Here is a 22,525-nt window from a genome sequence, read left to right as displayed (position 1 = left end):
TCTCCACGACGACGTCTCGCCTGGGCTTGAAGCCCAGACCGTCGCTTTCTGTCTGCCGGATTTTGCAGCGTCCGCCAAGTGCTTGCGTGCTCTGCCGCTATCCGTTGTCGTAGCGGCGATGGAAGCGGGAGCCGAGGCTGGTCAGGATTTCATAGCCGATGGTGCCGGCATGACCGGCGGCATCGTCGACGCTCTGTAAGGGACCCAGGAGTTCGACGAGGTCACCTTCCGCAAGCTTGCCCGCCGGCAGCGCGGAAATGTCGAGGATGATCGAGTCCATCGACACGCGCCCGAGGAAGGGCAAGCGCACGCCTTCGAACCAGGCGGCGGAAGCCGCGCGGCGGTGCCAGCCATCGGCATAGCCAAGTGAAATTGTCGCCGCGCTCAACGGACCCGTCGCGTGAAAAATGTGGCCGTAGCCGACGCCGGCTCCCTTTTCGAGTCGCCGCGTCTGCACGACCTTGGCCTGCAGCCGCACCACCGGCAGCATCGGGTTCGGTTCGCCCGGCGTTGGATTGATGCCGTAGAGCGCCGCCCCCGGGCGGGCGAGGTCGAAATGAAAGGCCGACCCCAGGAAGATGCCGGAGGAATTGGCGAGCGAGGCGGGAGCCTCGGGCAGCACCTTTCGCAGGCGTTCGAAGACCAGCCATTGCCGCTCGTTGGCCGGATGCTCCGGCTCGTCGGCGCAAGCGAGATGGCTCATGACAAGGGTAACGGCGATGCCGTCGAAGGCATGCGGATCAGCAGCAATCGCTTCCACTTCCGCAGGTGCCATGCCGAGCCGCGACATGCCGCTGTCGACCTGGATGGCGGCTGGCAGTTTCCTGCCGGCCTGTCGGCCGGCTTCACCCCATGCTTTGAGCTGGCCAGCGCTGTTGATGACGGGAACAAGGTCCGCTGCAACCGCCTCTGCTTCCGAGCCGGGCGGCAGGCCGTTGAGGACATGGACCACTGGTTGGGGTCCGAGAGCCTTGCGCAGCGTCAGACCCTCGGCCAAAAGCGCGACGAAGAAGATCCTGCAACCTTCTTCTGCCAGCGCCCGTGCGACTGGTGCCGCACCCAGACCATAACCGTCGGCCTTGACGACACCGGCGCACCGCACGCTGCCCAGTTGCGCCTTCAATCGCCGGTAGTTTTGCCTGATGGCGCCAAGGTCGATGGTCAGAATCGCGCCGGCCGCCGCTTCGCTGACCGGCTCGCCGGCAGTGTCGACAGGTTCGGGGAAAGACCCTTCGGCGGCGTTGCTCATGCCAGCCCCTTGTTGCATCAACCCATCAATAGGGCCGCCGCGCGGGCGCGGCAACCATGCGGAGACGATGCCGTTCCTGGCCGCCTTACGCCACCAGATGCCGGAACGCCGCCACCACGTCCTCATAGACCTTGCGCTTGAACGGCACGATCAGCTCGGGCAGGTCCTGCATTGGCCGCCAGGCCCATTTGTCGAACTCGGCCGTATGCCCGCCCGGCGGCGGATTGATCTGGATTTCGCTCGCCTCGCCGTGAAATCGGAAGGCAAACCATTTTTGCGTTTGACCGCGAAAGCGTCCCTTGAAGGCGATACCGACCAGGTCGGGCGGCAGGTCGTAGTTGATCCAGTGCGGCGCTTCGGCCAGCAGCGAGACCGAGCGCATGCCGGTTTCTTCGTAGAGTTCGCGCTCCGCCGCCTGCAGAGGCTCCTCGCCCCTGTCGATGCCGCCTTGCGGCATCTGCCAGAGCTGCGTCGTGCCAGCGAATTCGCTGTCCGGTTCGGCAATGCGATGGCCGACCCAGACCAGGCCGTCACCATTGAGGATCATCAGCCCAACGCAGGGACGATAGGGCAGCGTTTCGGGGTCGACACGTTTCTTCTTCGACATCGGGTCAGATTTCCAGCCGTTTTGAGAATTCGCTCCGGCGAGGCAGGTGGCGAGCGGTTTCGAGAACCGGAGCGGAGCGTACTTAAAGTACGTGAGCACCGGAAGCGCAGAAAACGCAGCCAGATGCCCGCCGGAGTAGAATTATCAAAACGGCTGTCAGCCTTTTTCCGGGTCAATGGCCACCGCCGAGATCGGCACGATCTCGATGCCGCGCTTCTTGGCCTCGATCACCCAGGACGAAACCGTGTCGACGGTCAGGTCGAAGGCCGAGCCGATGCCGACGGCAGAGCCTTTGGCCCGCGCGGTGGCTTCCAGCGCGTCGAGCGCTTTGAGAATCGCGCCGCGATCCTGTACGGCGTCGATCGCCGTGTCGCCGGCGACGAACGGCACGCCGTCCTTCAACGCCAGGTCGGGCGCCAAGCTGCGTGCCGACGAGCCGTCGTCGACATAGGCCAGGCCGCGTCTGCCGAGCTCGGCCATGAACGGCCCCATCGCTGTCGCGTCGGCCGAAAAGCGCGCGCCCATATAGTTCATGACGCCGGTATAGTTGGTCGTGCGCGACAGCGCCCAGCGCAAACTCTTCAAATTCTCATCCGGCGTCGCGGAAACCGTCAGCGTGTTGCGGCCGGGATTGACGTTGGGATAGTCGAACGGCTCCAACGGCACCTGCAGGACGATCTCATGGCCGCCCTGCCGCGCCGCCTGCATCCAGCGGCCGATGCTGTTGCCTTGCGGCGCGAAAGCCAGCGTCACCTCGGCCGGCAGCTTGGCAATCGCCGCCTGCGTGCCGGTCTGCGACACGGCCAGCCCGCCAATGACGATCGCCACGCGGGCACCGCGCGCGCCGGACCATGGTCGCGCATAGACATCGAACGGCCGCCTTCCGTCGGCGGCACGGATCGGCAACGGTCCGGTGTCGCTGGGCTCGATCAGCGCCTTGTCGGGAATATGCGCGATCTTCAGGTTCTGGCCGAGCGTCGACGGGTCGTGGATGACGATGGCCGCCTTGGGCGGACCGTCGCCCTCTTCCGTTTGCACATGGATGATCTGCGGCCCGCCTGTCTTGGCCGGCGCGTCCGCCTTCGGCGCTGCCGTTGCAGTGACCGGTGCGGCCGCAGGCTCTGCCGCGGCCGTCACTTTCGGCGTCGACACAGTGGCTGCTTCCGGTTTGCGGAACGGCTTTTCGCGCAGCGCGATCGCGCCGGAGATGCCGACCACCGCCAGCACGGCAAGCGTGGCCGCAACCGCACCGCTGCTGATGCTGCGGGCCACGCGCGGCGACCGGACGGTCTGTCCGAGCGGGCGTTCGATATCCTTTACGATGTCTGCCAAGCAGCATCCCCGAATCAAACTGCCGGAACCTCACGGTCCCGGCAGCATTGCATTGCTTCGATCAACCGGCCAGAGCTGCTTGCCCGGCCGGGTCGACCCTTACTGGTTGAGCACAGCCTTCTCCGGATTCGGCGGGAACGCCGGATCGGTCTTCTGGCCGCGCAGCAGCTGCTCGGCATAGATGAGCTGCAGATCGTCCTTCGGATCCGGCGGCACATAGGCAGCCGAGCCCGAACCGGTATCGCTCTCGTCGGCGCCCTTGATGTGGCCCTTGAGGTCCGATTCGCCGCGAGTCAGGTCCCTGCCCTGCAATTCCGGCGGCAGCGGCTGGTCGACCTTGATGTCGGGCGTGATGCCCTTGCCCTGGATCGACTTGCCGGACGGCGTGTAGTAGAGCGCCGTCGTCAGACGCAGCGCACCGTTCTCGCCGAGCGGGATGATGGTCTGCACCGAACCCTTGCCGAAGGACTGTGTGCCGACCACGGTGGCGCGGCGCAGATCCTGCAGCGCACCGGCAACGATTTCCGAGGCACTGGCCGAGCCGCCATTGACGAGCACGATCAGCGGCTTGGCGCCGATGTCGTCGCCCGGCCTTGCGTCGAAGCGGGTGACGTCCTTAGGATCGCGGCCGCGGGTCGAGACGATCTCGCCACGGTCGAGGAAGGCGTCGGACACGCTCACAGCCTGGTCGAGCAGGCCGCCCGGGTTGAGCCTGAGATCGAGCACATAGCCCTTGAGCTTGTCGTTCGGCACCTGCTTCTTGATGGTGTCGATGGCGTTCTCGAGGTCGTCATAGGTCTTTTCGGTGAACGAGGTGATCTTCATGTAGCCGACGTCGTTTTCGACCCGGAACTTGACCGCCTTGACCTTGATGATGTCGCGCACGACCGTCAGTTCGATCGGCTTGTCGGCGCCCTGGCGCAGGATGGTCAGCTTGATCGGCGTGTTGACCAGGCCGCGCATCTTCTCGACCGCGTCGTTCAGCGTCAGGCCGCGAACCTCTTCGCCGTCGATCTTGGCGATATAGTCGCCGGCCAGCACGCCAGCCTTGGCGGCCGGTGTGTCGTCGATCGGCGTGATCACCTTGACCAGGTCGTTCTCCATGGTGACCTCGATGCCGAGGCCGCCGAACTCACCCTTGGTCTGCACGCGCATGTCCTGCGCCTGCTCGGCGTTCATGTAGGACGAGTGCGGATCAAGCGAGGCGAGCATGCCGTTGATTGCGTTTTCGACCAGCGACTTGTCATCCGGCGGCGTCACATACTGCGCCCGCACACGCTCGAAAATGTCGCCGAAGATCGCCAGTTGCTTGTAGGTTTCGGAGCCCGCAGCGTTCGCCGTCGAGCCAGACGCGCCGTAGACCAGGCTCATCGCTGATGCGCCCATCAGCGCACCGGCAAACAGAAGCGACAGTTTCCGCATAATTTCACGTCCTTCCAGAAAAACGGTCCGCCCACCATGGGGTCGGATCGACGGGTTTTCCATCCTTGCGGAACTCGACATAGAGTTCCGGCGTGGCATTTCCATTCTTCGAGGCCGAGGTGCTTGCCACCCGGGCCTCTCCCATCGCGCCGACCGGCTCTCCTGCGAGCACCGACTGGCCAGACGCGACGCTGATTCTGCTCATCCCCGCCAGAACGACATGATAGCCGTCACCTGCGTTCAGGATCAAGAGTTGACCATAGGAGCGAAAGGGCCCCGCATAAAGCACATTTCCGTCCGCCGGTGCGGTGACGATGGCTCCCGATTGTGTCGCAACCATGTCGCCAAGCATCACTGCGCCGTTACCGTCGTCGGCCCCGAAGCGCCGCTTGATCTTGCCGGTGACCGGCAGCGCGACCTGCCCCTGGAGCGCCGAAAACGGCGCCGTGGCGGTCAGCTGATTGCCTTCCGGCACCGGCAGCGACGCCAGTTCCGTTGACGCGGTTGTGTCTGCGTCTGACTTGTCGGCATCAGCCGCCTTCTGCTCGCCGGCTTTGACGGCACCCGCCGCCTTGCGGCTCTTGTCGGCCTCAAGCGAGGCGATCAGCTCCTTCAGGCTGCCGGCCTTGGCCGCAAGTGCCTGGGATCGCTGCTTTTCGGCCACCATCGCCGTCCAGGTGTCCGCCTCGAGCTTCTGCTTGGCTTCGAGCAGCATGGAGAGCCGCTTCTTTTCCGCCGCCTGCTCGCTGACAGCCGCCGTCAGCCGGGTCCGCTCGGCCTCGATAGAGGCGGTCACCCGCGACTGTTCCTTGAGATCGGCCAGCAGACTGTCGGTCTGCTGGCGCAGTTCCGGCACCACCGCGCCGAGCAGGATGGCGCTGCGCACCGACGACAGCGCGTCTTCGGGTTTGACCAGGATTGCCGGCGGCGGGTTGAGGCCCATGCGCTGCAGCGCGCCCAGCACTTCAGCCAGCACGTCACGCCGCGCCAGCAGCGAAATGCGCAGCTTCTGCTCCTGCGCTTTCAGCCCTTCCAGCTTGGCGCCGATGTCCTCGATGTCCTGGCCGAGCTTCTGCTCGGTCATCGCCGACTGGATCAGCGCCGCCGTGATCGAGGCATGGTCCTTCTTGACCGCAGCAATGTCGGCGGCAAGCTTGCCCAGCCGCTCGGACGACAGCGTGATCTCTTTCGAAATCTGCTCGTATTCGGCCCGGCTCTGATCGGGATCCGGCGCCATGTCGAGCGTGTTTTCGGCCTGTACCGCGCCGAGCGACAAAGCGACCGCCGCCGCGGCGATGCCGCAGCGCGCGCGCCAGGAGCTCGTTCTTGATTTCCAGTCTTCAGACATTGAAGCCCGACTCTATGCGCGGCTTCGTTAACGAACAATCAACCATGTTCGAAAGGTCCACCCTGCTCAGCGCAATCTTGCCGCGCATTGGGGCGGAAATCCGGGCGGTTCGGGCAAATTCGCAGGATTACGAGCGGTGATAGGGATGCCCGGAAAGAATGGTGGCGGCCCTGTAAAGCTGCTCGCCCAGCATCACACGCACCAATTGATGCGGCCAGGTCAGCGCGCCGAACGACAGCATCAACTCCGCCTGGTCGCGCAGCGACTGATCGTGACCGTCGGCGCCGCCAATGGCGATGACCAGGGCCTTGCGGCCGCCATCGCGCAACAGGCCGATGCGCCCGGCGAAATCCTCGGATGACAGGTTTTTGCCACGCTCGTCGAGCAGGATCAGCGCACTGCCTTGCTGCAAGAGCGTCTGCAGCTTCTGGCCTTCCTCGCGGCGACGCTCATTGGCGGTCTGGGCGCGTCCCTCAGCAATCTCGACGACACCTGAGAATTCGAACCCCACGGCCGGGCCGCTCTTGGCGAAACGCTCGAAATAGCGGTCGGCAAGTTGCTTCTCGGGGCCGGCTTTCATCCGGCCCACAGCATGAACGGCAATCTTCATCCTCGCCTCGAAAAGCAGCTAAAACAAAAGCTGCTCAGTGGAGGGTCTCTTCCTCGAGATCCGGCGCCTGCCACATCTTTTCAAGATTGTAGAAGTCGCGGACTTCGGGGCGGAAGACATGGACGATGATGTCGCCCGAATCGATCAGGACCCAGTCGGCACCGGCCAGTCCCTCGACGCGCGCCATGCCAAGACCGGCATCCTTGAGCGCCTTGAGCAGATGGTCGGCGACAGCCGAGACATGACGGTGCGATCGGCCCGACGCGACGACCATGTAGTCGCCGAGGCTCGATTTCCCCTGAATGTCGATTGAGACGATGTTTTCGGCCTTGGAGTCTTCCAGACTGGCAAGGACTGTCTTGATGGCGCGGGACACGGCGTCGTTTACGCTGATCCCGGCCGGCGAAGGCACGATGTCGGCCTTCTTCCGCAGTGCTGTTCTCAGTGTATTTCCTTTCGCAGCAAGAACAACCAAATCACCCTTCAAAGCAGGTGACACCACTTAGATAGGCAGAGTTCCGTTGCAGTTTCAAGACGGCAGGCTCCGCCATCGCAAACGCAGAGCCTGTATTGCGGTTCCGCGCCTCGACAAAAATGGGAACCCGGACGCCTTGCGAGGGTTATCGACTTGCCGACCAACACGGATTCCCAATCATGCCAATCGACCCCCAGGACACCCTTCTCACGGTGCAAGCAGGCCTTGCGCAACTCAGCACGCTGATCGTTACCTATTCCTTCTCGGCCGTCGGAGCCATAATCCTGCTGGTCGTCGGCTACGTCATCGCCGGGCTCGCCGAGCGATCGATCTTCGCCGGCCTCGGCCACATCCATGGCTTCGACGCAACCTTGCGCCACTTCTTCTCGAAGATCGTCCGCTACGCCATCCTGATCCTCGTCGTCATCATGGTGCTTGGCCAGTTCGGCGTGCAGACAGCGTCGATCATTGCCGCCATCGGCGCCATCGGCCTCGCCATCGGCCTTGCCCTGCAAGGCACGTTGCAGAACATCGCCGCCGGCATCATGTTGCTGGCGTTGCGGCCCTTCCGCATCGGCGAATATGTCGAAGTCGGCGCCATTTCCGGCATCATCGAGGAAATAGGGCTGTTCGCCACCCGGCTGCGGACCGTCGACGGCGTCTACATGCTTGCGCCCAATTCGACGCTCTGGAACCAACCGGTCCGCAATTATACGCGCAATGGCGTTCGCCGCAGCGACATAACGCTGACCATCGGCTCCTGGAACGACATCGATCTTGCCCAAAAGACGATGCTGGCCACCGCCGCTGCCGAACGGCGCGCCAAGCGCGAGCCGGCGCCAATAGCCTTTGTCGCCACCGTCGGTGACAGCACCGTCGCCATCACCTTGCGCTACTGGACCTCGTCAGCCGATTTCTTCGCCACCCAGATCGATCTCACCAAACGCGCCAAGCAATCCTTCGATGCCGAAGGGATTTCGGTGCCCGCGCCGCCGCCGGAAGCGCCGTATCAAGAACCCTCGGCCACAAGGCAATAGGACTAGTTATCCGTGCGGCGCGGCTCTTCGCCCGCGAAGGCGAGTTCCACCGGCAGCGGCGCCTGCGCCGTCATCGGCGCGAAGCTGCCGGTCTCAGTGGCGGGAACCGCCCGCGTGGTGGCCACCCGCCACAGCACGAACAGGCAAAAGCCGGCGGCAATGACGATCGCCACATAGATGAAGGCCTGCGTACCGTAGACGGCCGAAAGCGCCGTCACGATGCCGGGCACGACAAAACCCGACAGCGACCAGGCAAACAGCAGCGAACTGGACAGCGCCACCATGTCGTCCTTGCCGGCGCGGTCCGCGGCATGCGCGCTGGCCAGCGAGTAGATCGATTCCGAGGCGCCGTCCCAGACGATATAGATGACGATCAATGCGGCCAGCGCGCCGCCATCGAAACCGAGGGCAAACGCTCCCGCACCGGCGGCAAGTGCCGAGGCGGCGATCAGCACATAGCGGCGGTCGGTGCGGTCGGAGATCCAGCCGAGCGGGATTTGCAGGATCAGCGTGCCGACCGGCATGGCCGACAGCAGCAGCGCCACATCGGCCTGGCTGTAGCCCTTGGCCGTGGCATGGATCGGCGCGAAGCCGGCAATCGCCATCGACAGGCCGCCGACGGCCAGCATGCCGGCAACACCGACCGGCGAGATCCGCCAAGCCCGAAGCAGCGCTACCGATGCCGCCCGCGGCGCCGGTGGCTGAGCGAGCCGCGTCATGCCGACGGGAAGGATCGACAACGCCGTGAAGGCGATGCCGACCAGCGGTGCCTCCGCCGTATTGATGTCAACCAGCGCCAGCGTCGCGTAGCCGACACCGAGCCCGGCGACATAGGCGACGTAGAAGAACGCCATCACCCTGCCGCGTATGGCGTTGGCGACGGCGTCGTTCAGCCAGCTCTGCGCGACAATGAAAAGGCCGCAGATCGAGAAGCCATAAAGAGCCCGCGCTGCAATCCAGACGATGGGATGCGTCCCGGCGCCGACAGCGGCGTTGGAGAGCGCGATCAGCGCCGACAGCACCATGAAGGCGCGGGCGTGGCCGACCCTTCTGACCAGCGGTCCGGTCAGGATGCAGCCGGCGAGACCTCCCGCCGAAAGCCCGGTGATGATCAACCCGGCCCAGGTCGGATCGAAACCCTCGGCGCCGAGCCGCACCGGAATATAGGCGAACATCAGCCCGTTGCCGACGGCGATCAGCGCCATCGACACGACGACGCTGGCAATGGCGATCAGCGGCGCCGACGGCTTGCCTTGCTCCGGATCGATTGTGGCGTGGTCCTTCTCCAGCATTCATGCACCATCGCCCACCGCACAGCGAAAAGCCGCTGCAAAAGCGACATCGCCGGACGGCCAGCAGCGCGGATCCTCACATGGCCAGAATTTCGCCCAGCGGCGAGGTCGGCGGCACATCGGCGAGCGAGAGTTTGCGCAGCGACCCATGCCAGAGGTGGATGGCCAAAGTGTCGGGCCTGATCAGGTCTACGAGAGACCGTTGCGGATCGAGCAGGGTGCCCTGTCCCTCGATGTTGGTGTAGAAAACATCCAGCGGCGAGGCTTCGGCCAAGAGGCCGCGCTTGCGCACCAGATGGGTCAGCAAAGGCGGTCCAAGCGAGGCATGCGGCAGATTCTCGAACCCCTTCATCAGTCCGAACGCCCGCCGGGCGCCGAAGCGCAAGCGCTTGGTCCATGAAAACCATTCCGGAAGCCGCTCGGGATGATCCACCATCTCGGCGAGATCGCGCAAGATCGGCGAACCGACAGGCAGGCTCAGCACCGCATTGTTGATGCGGGTCTGGCTCTCCCAGCCGAACATGTAGGGACGGCGCGGCAAAGGCCGCACGCAATACATGTCGCAGTCGACATAGATCTCGGCCCCGCTGGCAAGCAGCTTGTAGCGAAAAATGTCGGCAAACAGCGCATAGCTGCCGTTCCTGTGGACGATGATGCGCTCGCGCGGCAGGATCTTTGACGCATCCGCGAGTTCGACGCCCGCCGGTGCATCCGTCGGGTCGTCATAGACATGCAGCACCGTCCGGTGGCCAATCCTGACGAAGGATTTCAGGCAGGCGACATGCATCGACCCGAGCGGCCCGCCGATCCAGACGGCATGAACCGCAGGCGGGTCCTGATCGATCATGGCCCCGAACCGATCACAGCTTTGCCATATTGCGGATCGCGCTCGACGACAGCGATGACCGCGGGCCATGGATAAAGGTCCAGGCCGGCGCCTTCATGCGGGCGAGCCGCGGCGCGTCACCTTCGTCGACGCGGGCGTAGTCGAAGGTCTTGGCGACGACCGACGACAGGAACGACAGCGTTGCCCCCGGACGGTCGATCACCGCGATCGGAAAGGTCATGACGATCTGCCGCCAGCGCTGCCAGCGGTGGAAATCGCGCAAACTATCGGCACCCATGATCCAGACGAAATCGACGCCGGGGTTGCGCGCCTTGACCAGCGCCAGCGTGTCGGCGGTGAAGCGGATATGGTGGGCGGCCTCGAAGGCGGTGACCTTGATCTTCGGGTTCTTGGTAATCTGCTCCGACTGCAGCAGCCGGTCGCTGAGCGGCGCCAGCTCGCGCGCGCTCTTCAGCGGATTGCCGGGCGTCACCATCCACCACAGCTGGTCAAGCGCCAGACGCCTCAAGGCAATCTCGGCAACCAGCGCATGGCCGGCATGCGGCGGATTGAACGAGCCGCCGAACAGCCCGACAGCCAGGCCCTTTTCGGCATGCGGCATCTTCAGATGCCGATACCCGACGCCCGGCCAGGACTTCGAAAGATCGCTCAAGGCCGTATCTGGCCGGACCCGCGCACGCGGTATTTGAAAGAGGTCAGCTGCTCGACGCCGACCGGCCCACGCGCATGCATCTTGCCGGTGGCGATGCCGATCTCGGCGCCCATGCCGAACTCGCCGCCATCGGCGAACTGCGTCGAGGAGTTGTGCAGGAGGATTGCCGAATCGATTTCGTTGAAGAAGCGCTCCACCGCCTTCGCATCCTCGGCGACGATCGCCTCGGTGTGATGCGAGGAGAACGTCTCGATGTGCTCGATCGCCCCGGCAACGCCGTCGACCAGTTTTACCGCGATGATGGCATCGAGATATTCGGTCACCCAGTCGGCATCGATCGCCGGCTTGGCGTCGAAGAACAGCTTCATCACTTCGAGATCGGCATGGATCTCACAGCCGGCCGCACGCAGCGCGTCGAGGATCGGCACCAGATGCGTCGAGGCAACGGCCCGGTCGACCAGCAAAGTCTCGGCAGCACCGCACACGCCGGTGCGCCGCATCTTGGCGTTGACGGCGATGTTGACCGCCATGTCGAGCTTGGCCGAGCGGTCGATGTAGAGGTGGCAGATGCCTTCGAGATGGGCAAAGACCGGCACCCGGGCCTCGGTCTGCACGCGCTCGACCAGGCTTTTGCCGCCGCGCGGAATGATGACGTCGAGTGCGCCGTCAAGACCTTTCAGCATCTCGCCGACGGCGGCGCGATCGGTGGTCGGCACCAGCTGGATGGCGTCTTCCGGCAGCCCGGCGGCCTTCAGCCCTTCGACCAGGCAGGCATGGATGGCGGCTGACGAATTGAGCGAATCCGAGCCGCCGCGCAGGATCACCGGATTACCGGCCTTGAGGCAGAGAGCGCCGGCATCCGCCGTCACGTTCGGCCGGCTCTCATAGATGACGCCGACGACGCCAAGCGGCGTGCGCACGCGTTCGATATGCAGGCCGTTCGGCCGGTCCCATGCGGCGATGACGTCGCCGACCGGATCCTTGAGTTCGGCGATTTCACGGATGCCGTCGGCCATGGCGCGGATGCGCGCCGGATCGAGCTTCAGCCGGTCCATGAAGGAGCCTGAGAGCCCGGATTCATGGCCATTCGAGACATCGATGGCGTTGGCGTCGAGAATGTCATGCTCGCGGGCGATGATCGCGTCGGCCATGGCGAGGAGTGCGGCGTTCTTGGCACCTGGGGTAGCGATGGCCAGCGGTCGGGCAGCAGTGCGGGCACGGCGGCCAATATCGGCCATCAACGCCGCGGTATCATCCCGGGATTTTTCATGCAACTTCAGCATGGCTCATCCTCCGCTCTGGTCACCGGCCAATACTTGGTCACCGGCCCCTACTTGGTTACCGGCCCCTACTTGGTTACCGGCATGGCTCACCACAAGGTCATCGCGGTGGATCATCGCCGAACGCGCTTCGTAACCAAGAACCGTTTCAATTTCGGCAGTCTTCAGGCCAGCGATCCTTACGGCATCGGCGGCATCGTAGGCAACCAGCCCACGCGCGATCTCACGGCCTTCCGGCGACAGGATCGCCACCGTATCGCCGCGCGAGAAATTGCCGCTGACCAGTTTGACGCCGGCCGGCAGCAGCGACTTGCCCGACAAAAGCGCGCCGATGGCGCCGGCATCGACTGTCAGCCGTCCCGCCGGTTCGAGCTGGCCGGCGATCCAGGTCTTGTAACCCTTGACCGGATTGGCGCTCGGCCGGAAGAAGGTGGCGCGCTCGCCGCGCTCGATCGCCATCAGCGGCGACAACCGCGTCCCGGCGGTGATGATCATGGCGGTGCCGGCGGCGGTGGCGATCTTGCCGGCGTCGAGTTTTGTGCGCATGCCGCCGCGCGACAGTTCGGACGCAGCCGCCCCCGCCATCGCCTCGATATCGGGCGTAATGCGGTCGACCATCGGAATGAACTTCGCGTCGGGATCGCGCGCCGGCGGTGCCGTGTAGAGCCCGTCAATGTCGGAGAGCAGGACCAGCAGGTCGGCGCCCATCATCGTCGCCACCCGCGCCGCCAGCCGGTCATTGTCGCCATAACGGATTTCGGAGGTCGCCACGGTGTCGTTCTCGTTGATGACGGGCACCGCCTTCATCTTGAGCAGCGTCGAGATGGTCGCGCGGGCATTGAGATAGCGGCGGCGCTCTTCGGTGTCGCCGAGCGTCAGCAGGATCTGGCCCGACTTCAGGCCGCCCTTGCCCAGCGCATCCGACCAGGCACCGGCCAGCGCGATCTGCCCGACGGCAGCGGCCGCCTGGCTCTCCTCCAGTTTCAGTGCACGCTTGCCGAGGCCGAGAATCGTGCGGCCAAGCGCAATGGCGCCGGAGGACACGACGAGGATTTCGGCGCCGCCTTCAGCCAGCACGGCAATGTCGTCGGCCAGCGACGCCAGCCAGTCGCGCTTCAGGCCGCTCGTGCGGTCGACGAGCAGCGCCGAGCCGATCTTGACGGTGATGCGCCGGTATTTTTTCAGCGACTGCGCGGCCATGCTAGCGATCCCAGCGCGTCTCGACCGGAGCCGCAGTGGCGGCGCGGGCTTCGCCCACCACCGCCATCAGCGCGCGCAGCACCGCCTCGACGCCTTCGCCGGTGACGGCTGACAGCAGCATCGGCGCGCGTCCGGCAGCGCGCTTCAGCGCCGCGACCTTCTTCTTGCGTTCGGCGGCATCGAGAATGTCGACCTGGGAAAGGGCGACGATCTCGACCTTTTCGATTAGCCCGTTGCCATAGGCATCGAGCTCGGCGCGCACGGTCTTATAGGCCTTGCCCGGATCTTCCTCCTGCGCCGAAACAAGGTGCAGCAGCACACGCGTGCGCTCGACATGGCCCAGAAATCGGTCGCCGATGCCGACGCCTTCATGCGCGCCTTCGATCAGGCCGGGAATGTCGGCAATGACGAACTCGCGCGCGTCGATGCGCGCGACGCCGAGGCCGGGATGCAGTGTGGTGAAGGGATAGTCGGCGATCTTCGGCTTGGCAGCCGTAACCGCCGCCAGGAAGGTCGACTTGCCGGCATTGGGCAGGCCGACCAGGCCGGCATCGGCGATCAGCTTGAGTCTCAGCCAGATGTTGAGCTCTTCGCCCGGCAGGCCGGGATTGGCGCGGCGCGGCGCCTGATTGGTCGAAGTCTTGAAATGCTGGTTGCCAAAACCGCCATTGCCGCCCTTGGCCAGCAGATAACGCTGGCCGACCACGGTCAGGTCGCAGATCAGCGTCTCATTGTCCTCGGCAAAGACCTGGGTTCCCGCCGGAACTTTCAGCGTCACGTCGGCACCCTTGGCGCCGGTCATGTTGCGGCCCATGCCGTGAATGCCGGTCTTGGCCTTGAAATGCTGCTGGTAGCGATAGTCGATCAGCGTGTTCAGGCCGTTGACGGCCTCCAGCCAGACATCGCCGCCACGGCCGCCATCGCCGCCATCCGGCCCGCCGAACTCGATGAATTTTTCGCGCCGGAACGACACCGAACCGGCGCCGCCGTCGCCGGAGCGGATGTAAACTTTGGCTTGATCGAGAAATTTCATCGGATTTCGTAGTTTCTCTATTGGCCTTGCGGCATTGCTCTAACCCTCGGCACTGCTCTAAACCAAGGTGGGGCGAAGGGCGAGGCCGTTTTGCGACGACGGCGCCGCGCGATTTTTGCGGCGCTGTTGCAATTTGCCCGGGCCGGGGAGATGTGGAATGCGGGTTGTAACCTACAACATCCAGTATGGCATCGGTCTCGATGGGCAATACGACGTCGGCCGGATCACCGACGCCGTGCGCGGCGCCGACGTGATTGCGCTGCAGGAGGTCACCCGCAACAACCCCAGGAACGGCAATCGTGACATGGTGGCCGAGATCGGCGAGGCGCTGCCTGAATATTTCGCCGCCTATGGCAGCAATTTCGAGGTCAATGTCGGCTCGCGCATCGAGAACGGCCGGGCGCTGACGACCACCTTCCAACTCGGCAACATGGTGCTGTCGAAAACTCCCATTCATCTGTCGCGCAACCTGCTTTTGCCGCGCAGCCGCAGTTTCGAGGCGATGAACTTCCAGCGCGGGGCGCTGGAGGCGCTGATCGAGACGCCGCTCGGTTTCATCCGTTTCTACTCCACTCATCTCGACCACCGCAGTCCGGTCGAACGCACCAGCCAGATCCGTTTCCTGCGCCAGCGCCTGTTGAACTATGCGCTCGAGGGCGGCGGCCTGTCGGGCATTCCCGAGATCGGTCTGCCGGACCTGCCCTATCCCGAGGCCTTCATCGTGCTCGGCGACTTCAACATGCTGCCCGGATCGCCCGAATATGTCGAACTTGCCGGCCGCCCGGATCATGAGTTCGGCATGCCGCTGACCGCCGATCTCGCCGTCGACGCCGCCCAGCGCCTCGACACGCCCGATCTCGTCACCTGGGTCGATCCCAAACGGCCCGACGATGCGAGCCGCCACAAACGCATCGACTATGTCTTCACCTCGGCCTCGCTCGCCGGATCGCTGAAGCGTCTGTGGGTCGACCGACAAGCGGTCGGTTCCGACCATCTGCCGGTCTGGCTCGAGACAGCCTGACCGGCGTGATCCGCATACATCAGAAGTGGACCCAATTCCTGAGGCTGGTCCAGGTCTTGCGATCGAGGCGATAGCGCTCGACCGGCACCTGGCCGGCGACGATCGAGTTCAGCATGCCCTGGCCGGCATACTGGAAGCCGCATTTGTGGATGACCCGCCGCGAGGCCGGATTGATGACCCGCGTCGATGCATGCAGCACCTGGATCGTCGTCCTCTGGAAGGCGAGGTCGACCAGCGCGTGCGCGGCCTCGGTCGCATAGCCGCGCTTCCAGAAGGGTTCGCCGATCCAGTAGCCGAGTTCCAGCCCGCGATCGGTGGTGTTGAGGCCGGCGCAGCCGACGAAGGTGTCGGTTCCCGCCAGCGTCAGCGCAAAGGCGATCCCCGCCCGGCGCGACGCCGTCATGGCAAGAAAGGCGCGCGCCTCCGCCTCGCCATAGGGGTGCGGCATGCGGGCCAGCATTTCGGCGACATGACGATTGTCGGCGAGTGCGGCCAGTTGGCCGATATCGCTTTCACGCGGTGCACGCATCACCAGCCGCTCGGTGGCCAGCACCGGGCAGTCTATCGCGTAACTTTCGTCTTCCGTGTCTTCCGCTTCGGCAACCATGTCAGTCCTCCAGGCACAAGAAAAAGGGGAGATGGAAACCCATCTCCCCTGATCCATTTCCTGGCTTGGCCAGACACCGGTTCCCGAGATGGGTGCCGGTGTTCTCGTACGGAACCGGCTACTCCGCGGCTTTGGCGATCGGATTGACCGATACGTAGGTTCGGCCGTTGGCTTTTTTGTTGAAGGTGACTGCGCCAGTCTCGAGCGCAAAAAGGGTGTGATCCGTGCCCATGCCGACATTGACGCCGGGATGCCACGTGGTGCCGCGCTGACGAATGATGATGTTGCCCGGAATCACGGCTTCGCCGCCGAACTTCTTCACGCCCAGGCGCTTGGAATGCGAGTCGCGACCGTTGCGCGACGAGCCGCCAGCTTTCTTGTGTGCCATCTAACTAACTCCGATGCGCCCTCGAGGGCGCTTGAATGGTCTTATGAACGCGTTCGCGTTCCGTTTCAAGTCCGATCCGGCGACCTTGTCGCCGGTTCGTTTTACTTCTTCGCCAGTTCCTTGGCCTGCTCGCGCCAGTCGCTGATCTGCTCGGCGCTGAACGGCATGTGCTCGTCGATCTTGGCGACATCCTTGTCCGACAGCTTGGCCAGCTGCGCGAAGGTGATGATGCCCTGCTCGGCAAGGTCCTTGGCGGCGACCGGGCCGATGCCCTTGATCACGGTCAGGTCGTCCGGCTCGCCCTTCGGCGCCTTGAACAGCGGCGCGGCGGCGGCTTCAGCGGCCTTGGCCTCTGCCTTCGGGGCAGCCTCTGCCTTGGCTTCCTTCTTGGCCTTGGCCTCCTTCGGCGCTGCCTCGGCCTTCGCCTCGGGGGCGACCTCAGCCTTGGCTTCCTTCTTCGGAGCCTTGACCGCTGCCGTCTTCGTCGGCTTGGCGCCAGCCAGCAGGATCTCGGCGATCCGCACGGTGGTCAAAAGCTGACGATGGCCGATCTTGCGGCGCGAATTCTGCCGGCGGCGCTTCTTGAAAGCGATGACGGTGCGGTTCTTGCCCTGTTCGACGACTTCGGCGGTGACCATCGCGCCATCGACAAACGGCGCGCCGAAGGTGACATTGTCGCCCTCGCCATGCGCGAGCACGCTGCCGATTTCGACGATATCGCCGACCTGGGCTTCGAGTTTTTCGATCTTCAGGAGATCGTTGGCGGCAACGCGATACTGCTTGCCACCCGTTTTAATGACTGCGAACATTTTTTGCCTTTCGCTGTTCGGTCGGCCTTGATGAACCGCGTTGGCGGTTCGGCCGTCTTTTTGTCAGTCTGCGGGTTCAAAAAACAAGCGGCGCGGAAGAACCCTCCACGCCGATTGCGCGCTGTCCCTAACCGAAGGTTGCGGTGAAGTCAAGGCAATCGGCCAGGACAAACGCCCCTGAGCCGGCCGTTTGCGGCTTCCCACCATCCACGCCATGCAAGCCCCCCCGAAACGGCAAGGCGCCTTGCGTTCTCACGCCGCAGAAACGCTGCCTTGCCGAAGAAGCCGGACAACAGGCAGATTGGGCCTTGTAACCTGCCGAAGCAGCCGTTATCTAGTGCGCCGCGCCGGCAACGGCCGACCATGACCGCGGAGAGGTGGCAGAGTGGTCGAATGCACCGCACTCGAAATGCGGCATGGGTGCAAGCCCATCGGGGGTTCGAATCCCTCCCTCTCCGCCATACAACACTGAAGTTGTTCAAAATTTCCCGAAATAAAACCGTAACCCCCAAACTGACCCCGCCGATTTCAGTTTTATCTTTTCGTTACCGTGGCAAGATGAGAAATTTCCCGAGTTTCCTCGCTTCGTAGGAAAAGGCGCTGTCGGCCCCCGGGGCGGATTGCCGAATAGTGCCTTAGCAGTATGGCCAGGCCATACACCTATCAACGTGCTTCACGCATACCGGCAACCGTCTCGCTGGTCCCCTCTACTCAATCGGGGGGCGGTCCTGATTTGCGGCTGGGGAGGGGTACCATTCTCAAGTTACCTTGCTTCGAAATCGCGCCAGATTTTTTCTGACTTCCTGCGGATGGACCCACGCGCAAACATCTTCGGCGACCATCAAGGACCGGCGATAACGACGCCTGGCGACGTGCGATCAGCTAGCAATTGCTTGCCGTCGCCCCGACAAACGCCCGACAGCGGTGTTTGATAGGTGGTCGGTGCCCTTGCAAGCCGCCAACCCCCTTTCACGCTCTCCAGCGGTCTTTCTTGAGCGCGTAGAGCCTGTCCGCTCTGGGGCCGGAAGCAGTAGGTCTTGTCGTCAGGGAAGAACGATAGCGGACCTTCAACCTCCAAGGTCTGATGTCGTGACTTGACCCCAGAGTAGCCCTTCGGCAGCACCCACGATCGGACCATAAACCACGCCATGTGAGGAATGGCCAAAGGGACGTGGTGAGTTGATCGCTGCTGGCGCCGGCACTGCACGCTCGCATTCGAGGTAGGACTAGAATACGCTCGCCGCCCGGAGCTTCGACCTATGGAAGAGGCAGGACACAAGCATGGAGCGACGCCTCACCGCAATCCTTGCTGCCGACGTCGTCGGCTACAGCCGCCTCATGGGAGCCGACGAGGGTGGCACGCTTGCGCAGCTGAAGAGGCTTCGCGCCGAAGTGATCGAGCCCAAGATCACAGAGTTGCGCGGACACATCGTCGGTTCCGCTGGCGACAGCCTTCTTGTCGAATTTGCCAGCGCAGTCCACGCGGTGCAGTGCGCGGTCGAAGCCCAGGAGGGATTGGCCGCTCACAATGCAAGTTTGCCCGAAGACAAGCGCATGACTTTCCGTATGGGCGTGAACTTGGGGGACGTGATTGCAGAGGACGATACGATCTACGGTGATGGTGTGAACATCACCGTGCGGCTCGAGAAGCTTGCAGAACCTGGCGGCGTCTGCGTCGCGCGCAACGTCTACGAGCAGGTCAAAGGCAAACTAGACTATGCCTACACCGACCTCGGTAGCCATCAGGTCCACAACATCGTGGAGGCGGTGCGCGCCTATCGGGTCAGTCGAGCAAAACCCACTTCGGCATTCTCGACAAGGGATACGCTGACGCTTCCCGAAAAACCGTCCATCGCGGTCTTGCCATTCGACAACTTAAGTGGCGACCCCGAGCAGGGCTACTTCGCTGACGGCATGGTGGAGGAGATCATCACCGCGCTGTCCCGGACGCGCTGGCTGTTCGTCATCGCGCGCAACTCGAGCTTTACTTACAAGGGCCGGGCAGTGGACATTAAGCAGGTCGGACGCGAGCTTGGTGTGCGCTACGTGCTTGAAGGGAGCGTGCGCAAGGCGGCGAGCAAGGTGCGCGTCACCGGGCAGCTTATCGATGCGGCAACGGGTGCACATCTATGGGCCGACCGTTTCGACGGCGGGCTGGAGGACGTTTTTGACCTGCAGGAGGAAGTGACCCGGAGCGTCGTCGGAGCGATCGCTCCGAAGCTGGAACAGGCAGAGATCGAGCGGGCCAAGCGCAAGCCGACCGAGCACCTTGACGCTTACGACTACTATCTGCGCGGGATAGCAAGCCTCCACCAGTTGACCAGGGAATCCACCGCAAACGCCCTCCCGTTGTTTTACAAAGCCATCGAACTCGACCCTGAATTCGCCTCGGCATACGGCATGGCCGCCTGGTGTGGCGTCATCCGCAAGGCGAACGGTTGGATGACGGATCGCAAGCAGGAAGCCGCCGAGACGGAACGCCTGGCTCTGAAGGCAGTGGATTTGGGCAGGGATGACGCCGTTGCGCTCTCCCTCGGCGGAAGCGCGCTCGCCTTCGTCGTGGGCGACAACAATAGCGGGGCAGCGTTCATTGATCGCGCGCTCGCGCTCAATCCGAACCTGGCTACCGCGTGGCTATTCAGCGGCTGGGTCAGAGTCGACCTCGGCGATACGGAAACCGCACTCCAGCATCTGGCGACTGCGATACGTATGAGCCCAGTCGACCCGCTCATGTTCGATATGCAGAATGCGGTTGCAGTGGCTCATCTCTTCGCTGGTCGATTTGAGGAGGCATCCTCTTGGGCTGAAAGGTCGTTGCGGGAAAAGCCGGACTTTTTGGGGTCGTTGCGCTATGCGGCTGCAAGCTATGCTCACGCCGGCCGAACCGAGGACGCGCAAAAGGTGGTGAGCCGAATTCTCGCGCTCGATCCTGGCCAACGAATTTCCAATCTCGCCGACGTCGTTTCAACTAGCCGTGCGGCCGATGTGGCTCTGCTTTCGGAAGGTTTGCGAAAGGCCGGCTGCCGGAATAGCGCTGCCAGGCTGGCGCATCGATCGCGAGTTGGTAGTTAAAACGTGGGCGTTGAGCGGCTACGCGCACTATTGAGACCCTGGAGAATGCCAAGCCTATTGCTGCGGCGGCGCCGGAAAAGGCGGCCCGAATTGGGCGCCGCTTCTACGAACCGGATATCCCCGCCGCCGGCTTTCAGCGTCGCGCGCTCCCTGTTTCCGGTGGAGACGGTCTGGCAGCCCTAAAGACCATTCCAATCCTCGGGCTCATATGCCGCTTGCCTGACAGAGCCTTCAAGCCGATCCGCCGGATTGGTGCGCGGCGATCGCGCCCAGAAAAACCTGGCCGAACTCCTTGAGCTTCGCCGCACCGACGCCGTTGACCTCGGCGAAGGCGTCGAGATCATGCGGACGGCGCTCGGCCATGTCGATCAGCGTGCGATCGGAGAAGACCACATAGGCCGGCACCTGGCGTTCCTTCGCCAGACGCAGCCGCAGCGTCTTGAGCGCGGCGAGCAGCGACGCATCCACATTTTCGCCCTGGGGGCTCTGGCCGGCGCGGGCCTTGCCGCGTGCGGCGCGCGTGCGCATCTCGACGCGATACTGGAACGCCACCTCGCCGCGGCCAAGCGCATGGCCCTTTTCGGCGATGGCAAGGCCACCATGGCCGCCCGGATCCGGTACCAGGAAACCGTTCGCGACAAGCTGGCGGATCAGCGACAGCCAGAAGTCCTTCTTGTGCGCCAATCCGGTCCCGAAGCTGGCCAGCCTTTGGTGCCCCCTGGCCAGCACCTTTTCGGTGTCATGGCCGAGCAGAATGTCGACGACATGACCAGCGCCGAAGCGTTCGCCGGTCTGGGCGATCCCAGCGAGGATGATCCGCGCCTCCGCCCCGCCATCGGCGCGCGGCGCCTGGTCGAGGCAGGTGTCGCAATTGCCGCAAGGCGTTGCTTCTTCGCCGAAATAGCCAAGCAGGATCTGGCGGCGGCACTCGGCCGTCTCGCAATAGCCGATCAGTGTGTTGAGCCGGCCATGGGCACGCCTTTTGTGCTCCACCGGCGCGTCCTCGTCGTCGATGAAAAGCCGGCGCATGCGGATGTCGCCGAGACCGAACAGCATATGCGCCTCGGCCGCCCGCCCGTCGCGGCCGGCACGGCCGATTTCCTGATAGTAGGCCTCCAGGCTGCCCGGCAGATCGGTGTGGAAGACATAGGCGACATCCGGCTTGTCGATGCCCATGCCGAAGGCGATGGTCGCCACCATGACGACGCCGGACAAGGTCATGAAAGCGTTTTGATTGGCATCCCGCGCCTCCTTGCTCATGCCGGCATGATAGGCCAAGGCGGTGACGCCGTTTTTGTCGAGGAACGCCGCCATCTCCTCCGTCTTCTTGCGCGACAGGCAATAGACGATGCCGCTGCGGCCTTCATGACGCTGGACGAAGCCCAGCAACTGGCGCTTGCTGTCCTGCTTGGCCTCGATGCCAAGCTTGATGTTCGGCCGGTCGAAACCCAGCACTACGGTTTCGACGCGCCCGGCAAACAATTGCGTTTCGATGTCGGTGCGCGTGGCCTCGTCTGCGGTCGCCGTCAGCGCAATGATCGGCACATCGGGGAAAATATCACGCAGCCGCGACAACTCTTCATATTCGCGTCGGAACGCCGGCCCCCATTGCGAGATGCAATGCGCCTCGTCGACGGCGATCAGCCGGACATCGAGCCTGGCCAGCGCCTCGAGCATGCGCGCGGTCATCAGCCGCTCCGGCGCAAGATAGAGCAGGCGCGTCTGGCCCGCCGCGACGCGGCGCCATGCCCCGATATTGGCATCGCGCTCGATCGAGGAGTTGATCGTGTCGGCGGCGACGCCGGCAAGACGCAATGCCGCGACCTGGTCCTGCATCAGCGCCACCAGCGGCGAAACGACAATGGTGAGTCCGCCCAGAACCAGCGCCGGAACCTGGTAGCAGAGCGATTTGCCCGCGCCCGTCGGCATGACGGCCAGCACATGACGCCTGGCCAGCAATGCCTCCATCACATCGGCCTGGCCGGGACGAAAGTCGTCGAAGCCGAACACATCCTTCAAGACGCGCCGCTTGGGATCCTGCGCCGGGGCGCTCGCCGCCGATATCTGCATCACCTTGTCGCCTGCTGTTGAAGCGGATGCATGGTTGAGTCCGCCCGCGCGATTCGTTCCGCCGGCATTCGACTCGCCAAAGACCTGCCGTCCTGCTTGGCCGATAAAGCGGGGCTAATCCAGCCCTGTTAAATCTATTTTCACCATCTTGCGGCACCGTCCCGACCCTGCGGT

At 63.9% G+C, this 22,525-nt stretch carries 20 protein-coding genes and 1 tRNA gene; 4 read left to right on the top strand and 17 right to left on the bottom strand.

Annotation, left to right across the window (positions count from 1 at the left end; genetic code table 11):
* Positions 1-97 precede the first annotated feature (97 nt).
* From alr to rsfS, 7 genes are all read right to left on the bottom strand, one after another.
* The gene (gene alr, locus AC1DVW_RS26025; protein WP_477326934.1) at positions 98-1,249 is read right to left on the bottom strand and encodes an alanine racemase; all 1,152 of its coding nucleotides are present in this window, start codon (positions 1,247-1,249) and stop codon (positions 98-100) included.
* Between the two features lie 85 nt (positions 1,250-1,334).
* On the bottom strand, positions 1,335-1,856 hold the full coding sequence (locus tag AC1DVW_RS26020; protein ID WP_477326932.1) for an RNA pyrophosphohydrolase: 522 nt from the start codon (positions 1,854-1,856) through the stop codon (positions 1,335-1,337).
* Between the two features lie 156 nt (positions 1,857-2,012).
* Positions 2,013-3,188 (bottom strand): divergent polysaccharide deacetylase family protein, encoded by a 1,176-nt coding sequence (locus AC1DVW_RS26015; protein WP_477326930.1) that lies wholly within the window; start codon positions 3,186-3,188, stop codon positions 2,013-2,015.
* 99 nt (positions 3,189-3,287) lie between these two features.
* Positions 3,288-4,613, bottom strand: a complete 1,326-nt coding sequence (locus AC1DVW_RS26010; protein ID WP_477326988.1) for a S41 family peptidase — start codon at positions 4,611-4,613, stop codon at positions 3,288-3,290.
* A gap of 1 nt (position 4,614) precedes the next feature.
* The gene (locus AC1DVW_RS26005; RefSeq protein WP_477326928.1) at positions 4,615-5,958 is read right to left on the bottom strand and encodes a murein hydrolase activator EnvC family protein; all 1,344 of its coding nucleotides are present in this window, start codon (positions 5,956-5,958) and stop codon (positions 4,615-4,617) included.
* Positions 5,959-6,085: 127 nt separating this feature from the next.
* On the bottom strand, positions 6,086-6,568 hold the full coding sequence (gene rlmH / locus AC1DVW_RS26000) for a 23S rRNA (pseudouridine(1915)-N(3))-methyltransferase RlmH (RefSeq protein ID WP_477326926.1): 483 nt from the start codon (positions 6,566-6,568) through the stop codon (positions 6,086-6,088).
* A 34-nt stretch (positions 6,569-6,602) separates the two neighbouring features.
* The gene (gene rsfS, locus AC1DVW_RS25995) at positions 6,603-6,980 is read right to left on the bottom strand and encodes a ribosome silencing factor (protein ID WP_477246006.1); all 378 of its coding nucleotides are present in this window, start codon (positions 6,978-6,980) and stop codon (positions 6,603-6,605) included.
* Between the two features lie 242 nt (positions 6,981-7,222).
* On the opposite strand from rsfS, the gene AC1DVW_RS25990 reads away from it, so the two are divergent.
* Complete coding sequence (locus tag AC1DVW_RS25990; RefSeq protein ID WP_477326924.1) at positions 7,223-8,080, top strand: mechanosensitive ion channel family protein; 858 nt, start codon at positions 7,223-7,225, stop codon at positions 8,078-8,080.
* 2 nt (positions 8,081-8,082) lie between these two features.
* On the opposite strand, the gene AC1DVW_RS25985 is transcribed toward AC1DVW_RS25990, so the two are convergent.
* The 6 genes from AC1DVW_RS25985 to obgE form a co-directional block, all read right to left on the bottom strand.
* Positions 8,083-9,372 carry an MFS transporter gene (locus AC1DVW_RS25985; protein ID WP_477326922.1) on the bottom strand — a complete coding sequence of 430 codons (1,290 nt, stop codon included), beginning with the start codon at positions 9,370-9,372 and terminating at the stop codon, positions 8,083-8,085.
* A 76-nt stretch (positions 9,373-9,448) separates the two neighbouring features.
* Complete coding sequence (locus tag AC1DVW_RS25980) at positions 9,449-10,219, bottom strand: glycosyltransferase family 32 protein (RefSeq protein WP_477326920.1); 771 nt, start codon at positions 10,217-10,219, stop codon at positions 9,449-9,451.
* Between the two features lie 13 nt (positions 10,220-10,232).
* A complete protein-coding gene (locus tag AC1DVW_RS25975; protein WP_477326986.1) occupies positions 10,233-10,820 on the bottom strand; it encodes a nicotinate-nucleotide adenylyltransferase in 588 nt (195 codons plus the stop codon).
* A gap of 47 nt (positions 10,821-10,867) precedes the next feature.
* Positions 10,868-12,154: a glutamate-5-semialdehyde dehydrogenase gene (locus tag AC1DVW_RS25970; protein ID WP_477326918.1), complete on the bottom strand. Its 1,287-nt coding sequence runs from the start codon at positions 12,152-12,154 to the stop codon at positions 10,868-10,870.
* Between the two features lie 3 nt (positions 12,155-12,157).
* Positions 12,158-13,351, bottom strand: coding sequence for a glutamate 5-kinase (gene proB, locus AC1DVW_RS25965; RefSeq protein WP_477326916.1), 1,194 nt, complete (start codon positions 13,349-13,351; stop codon positions 12,158-12,160).
* 1 nt (position 13,352) lies between these two features.
* Positions 13,353-14,384: a GTPase ObgE gene (obgE, locus tag AC1DVW_RS25960; RefSeq protein ID WP_477326914.1), complete on the bottom strand. Its 1,032-nt coding sequence runs from the start codon at positions 14,382-14,384 to the stop codon at positions 13,353-13,355.
* A gap of 157 nt (positions 14,385-14,541) precedes the next feature.
* Here obgE and AC1DVW_RS25955 point away from each other — a divergent pair, with 157 nt between their 5' ends.
* Positions 14,542-15,405: an endonuclease/exonuclease/phosphatase family protein gene (locus AC1DVW_RS25955; RefSeq protein WP_477326912.1), complete on the top strand. Its 864-nt coding sequence runs from the start codon at positions 14,542-14,544 to the stop codon at positions 15,403-15,405.
* A gap of 19 nt (positions 15,406-15,424) precedes the next feature.
* Here AC1DVW_RS25955 and AC1DVW_RS25950 read toward each other — a convergent pair whose 3' ends face one another.
* The 3 genes from AC1DVW_RS25950 to AC1DVW_RS25940 all read right to left on the bottom strand — a co-directional run bounded on the left by AC1DVW_RS25950 (position 15,425) and on the right by AC1DVW_RS25940 (position 17,209).
* Positions 15,425-16,012 (bottom strand): GNAT family N-acetyltransferase, encoded by a 588-nt coding sequence (locus tag AC1DVW_RS25950; protein ID WP_477270560.1) that lies wholly within the window; start codon positions 16,010-16,012, stop codon positions 15,425-15,427.
* Between the two features lie 118 nt (positions 16,013-16,130).
* Entirely contained in the window at positions 16,131-16,400 is a 270-nt protein-coding gene (rpmA, locus tag AC1DVW_RS25945) for a 50S ribosomal protein L27 (protein WP_013529063.1), read from the bottom strand.
* 101 nt (positions 16,401-16,501) lie between these two features.
* The gene (locus tag AC1DVW_RS25940) at positions 16,502-17,209 is read right to left on the bottom strand and encodes a 50S ribosomal protein L21 (RefSeq protein WP_477326910.1); all 708 of its coding nucleotides are present in this window, start codon (positions 17,207-17,209) and stop codon (positions 16,502-16,504) included.
* A 371-nt stretch (positions 17,210-17,580) separates the two neighbouring features.
* On the opposite strand from AC1DVW_RS25940, the gene AC1DVW_RS25935 reads away from it, so the two are divergent.
* Positions 17,581-17,670 (top strand) — tRNA-Ser (locus AC1DVW_RS25935).
* 820 nt (positions 17,671-18,490) lie between these two features.
* The gene (locus AC1DVW_RS25930; RefSeq protein WP_477326908.1) at positions 18,491-20,281 is read left to right on the top strand and encodes an adenylate/guanylate cyclase domain-containing protein; all 1,791 of its coding nucleotides are present in this window, start codon (positions 18,491-18,493) and stop codon (positions 20,279-20,281) included.
* A 231-nt stretch (positions 20,282-20,512) separates the two neighbouring features.
* Here the strand turns inward: AC1DVW_RS25930 and recQ are convergent, their stop codons facing one another.
* A complete protein-coding gene (gene recQ, locus AC1DVW_RS25925; RefSeq protein WP_477326906.1) occupies positions 20,513-22,351 on the bottom strand; it encodes a DNA helicase RecQ in 1,839 nt (612 codons plus the stop codon).
* Positions 22,352-22,525 lie beyond the last annotated feature (174 nt).

Source organism: Mesorhizobium sp. P3_B5 (assembly GCF_056402815.1).
Note: the sequence above shows the minus strand (reverse complement) of the source record. Positions and strands in the feature narration are given on the sequence as shown.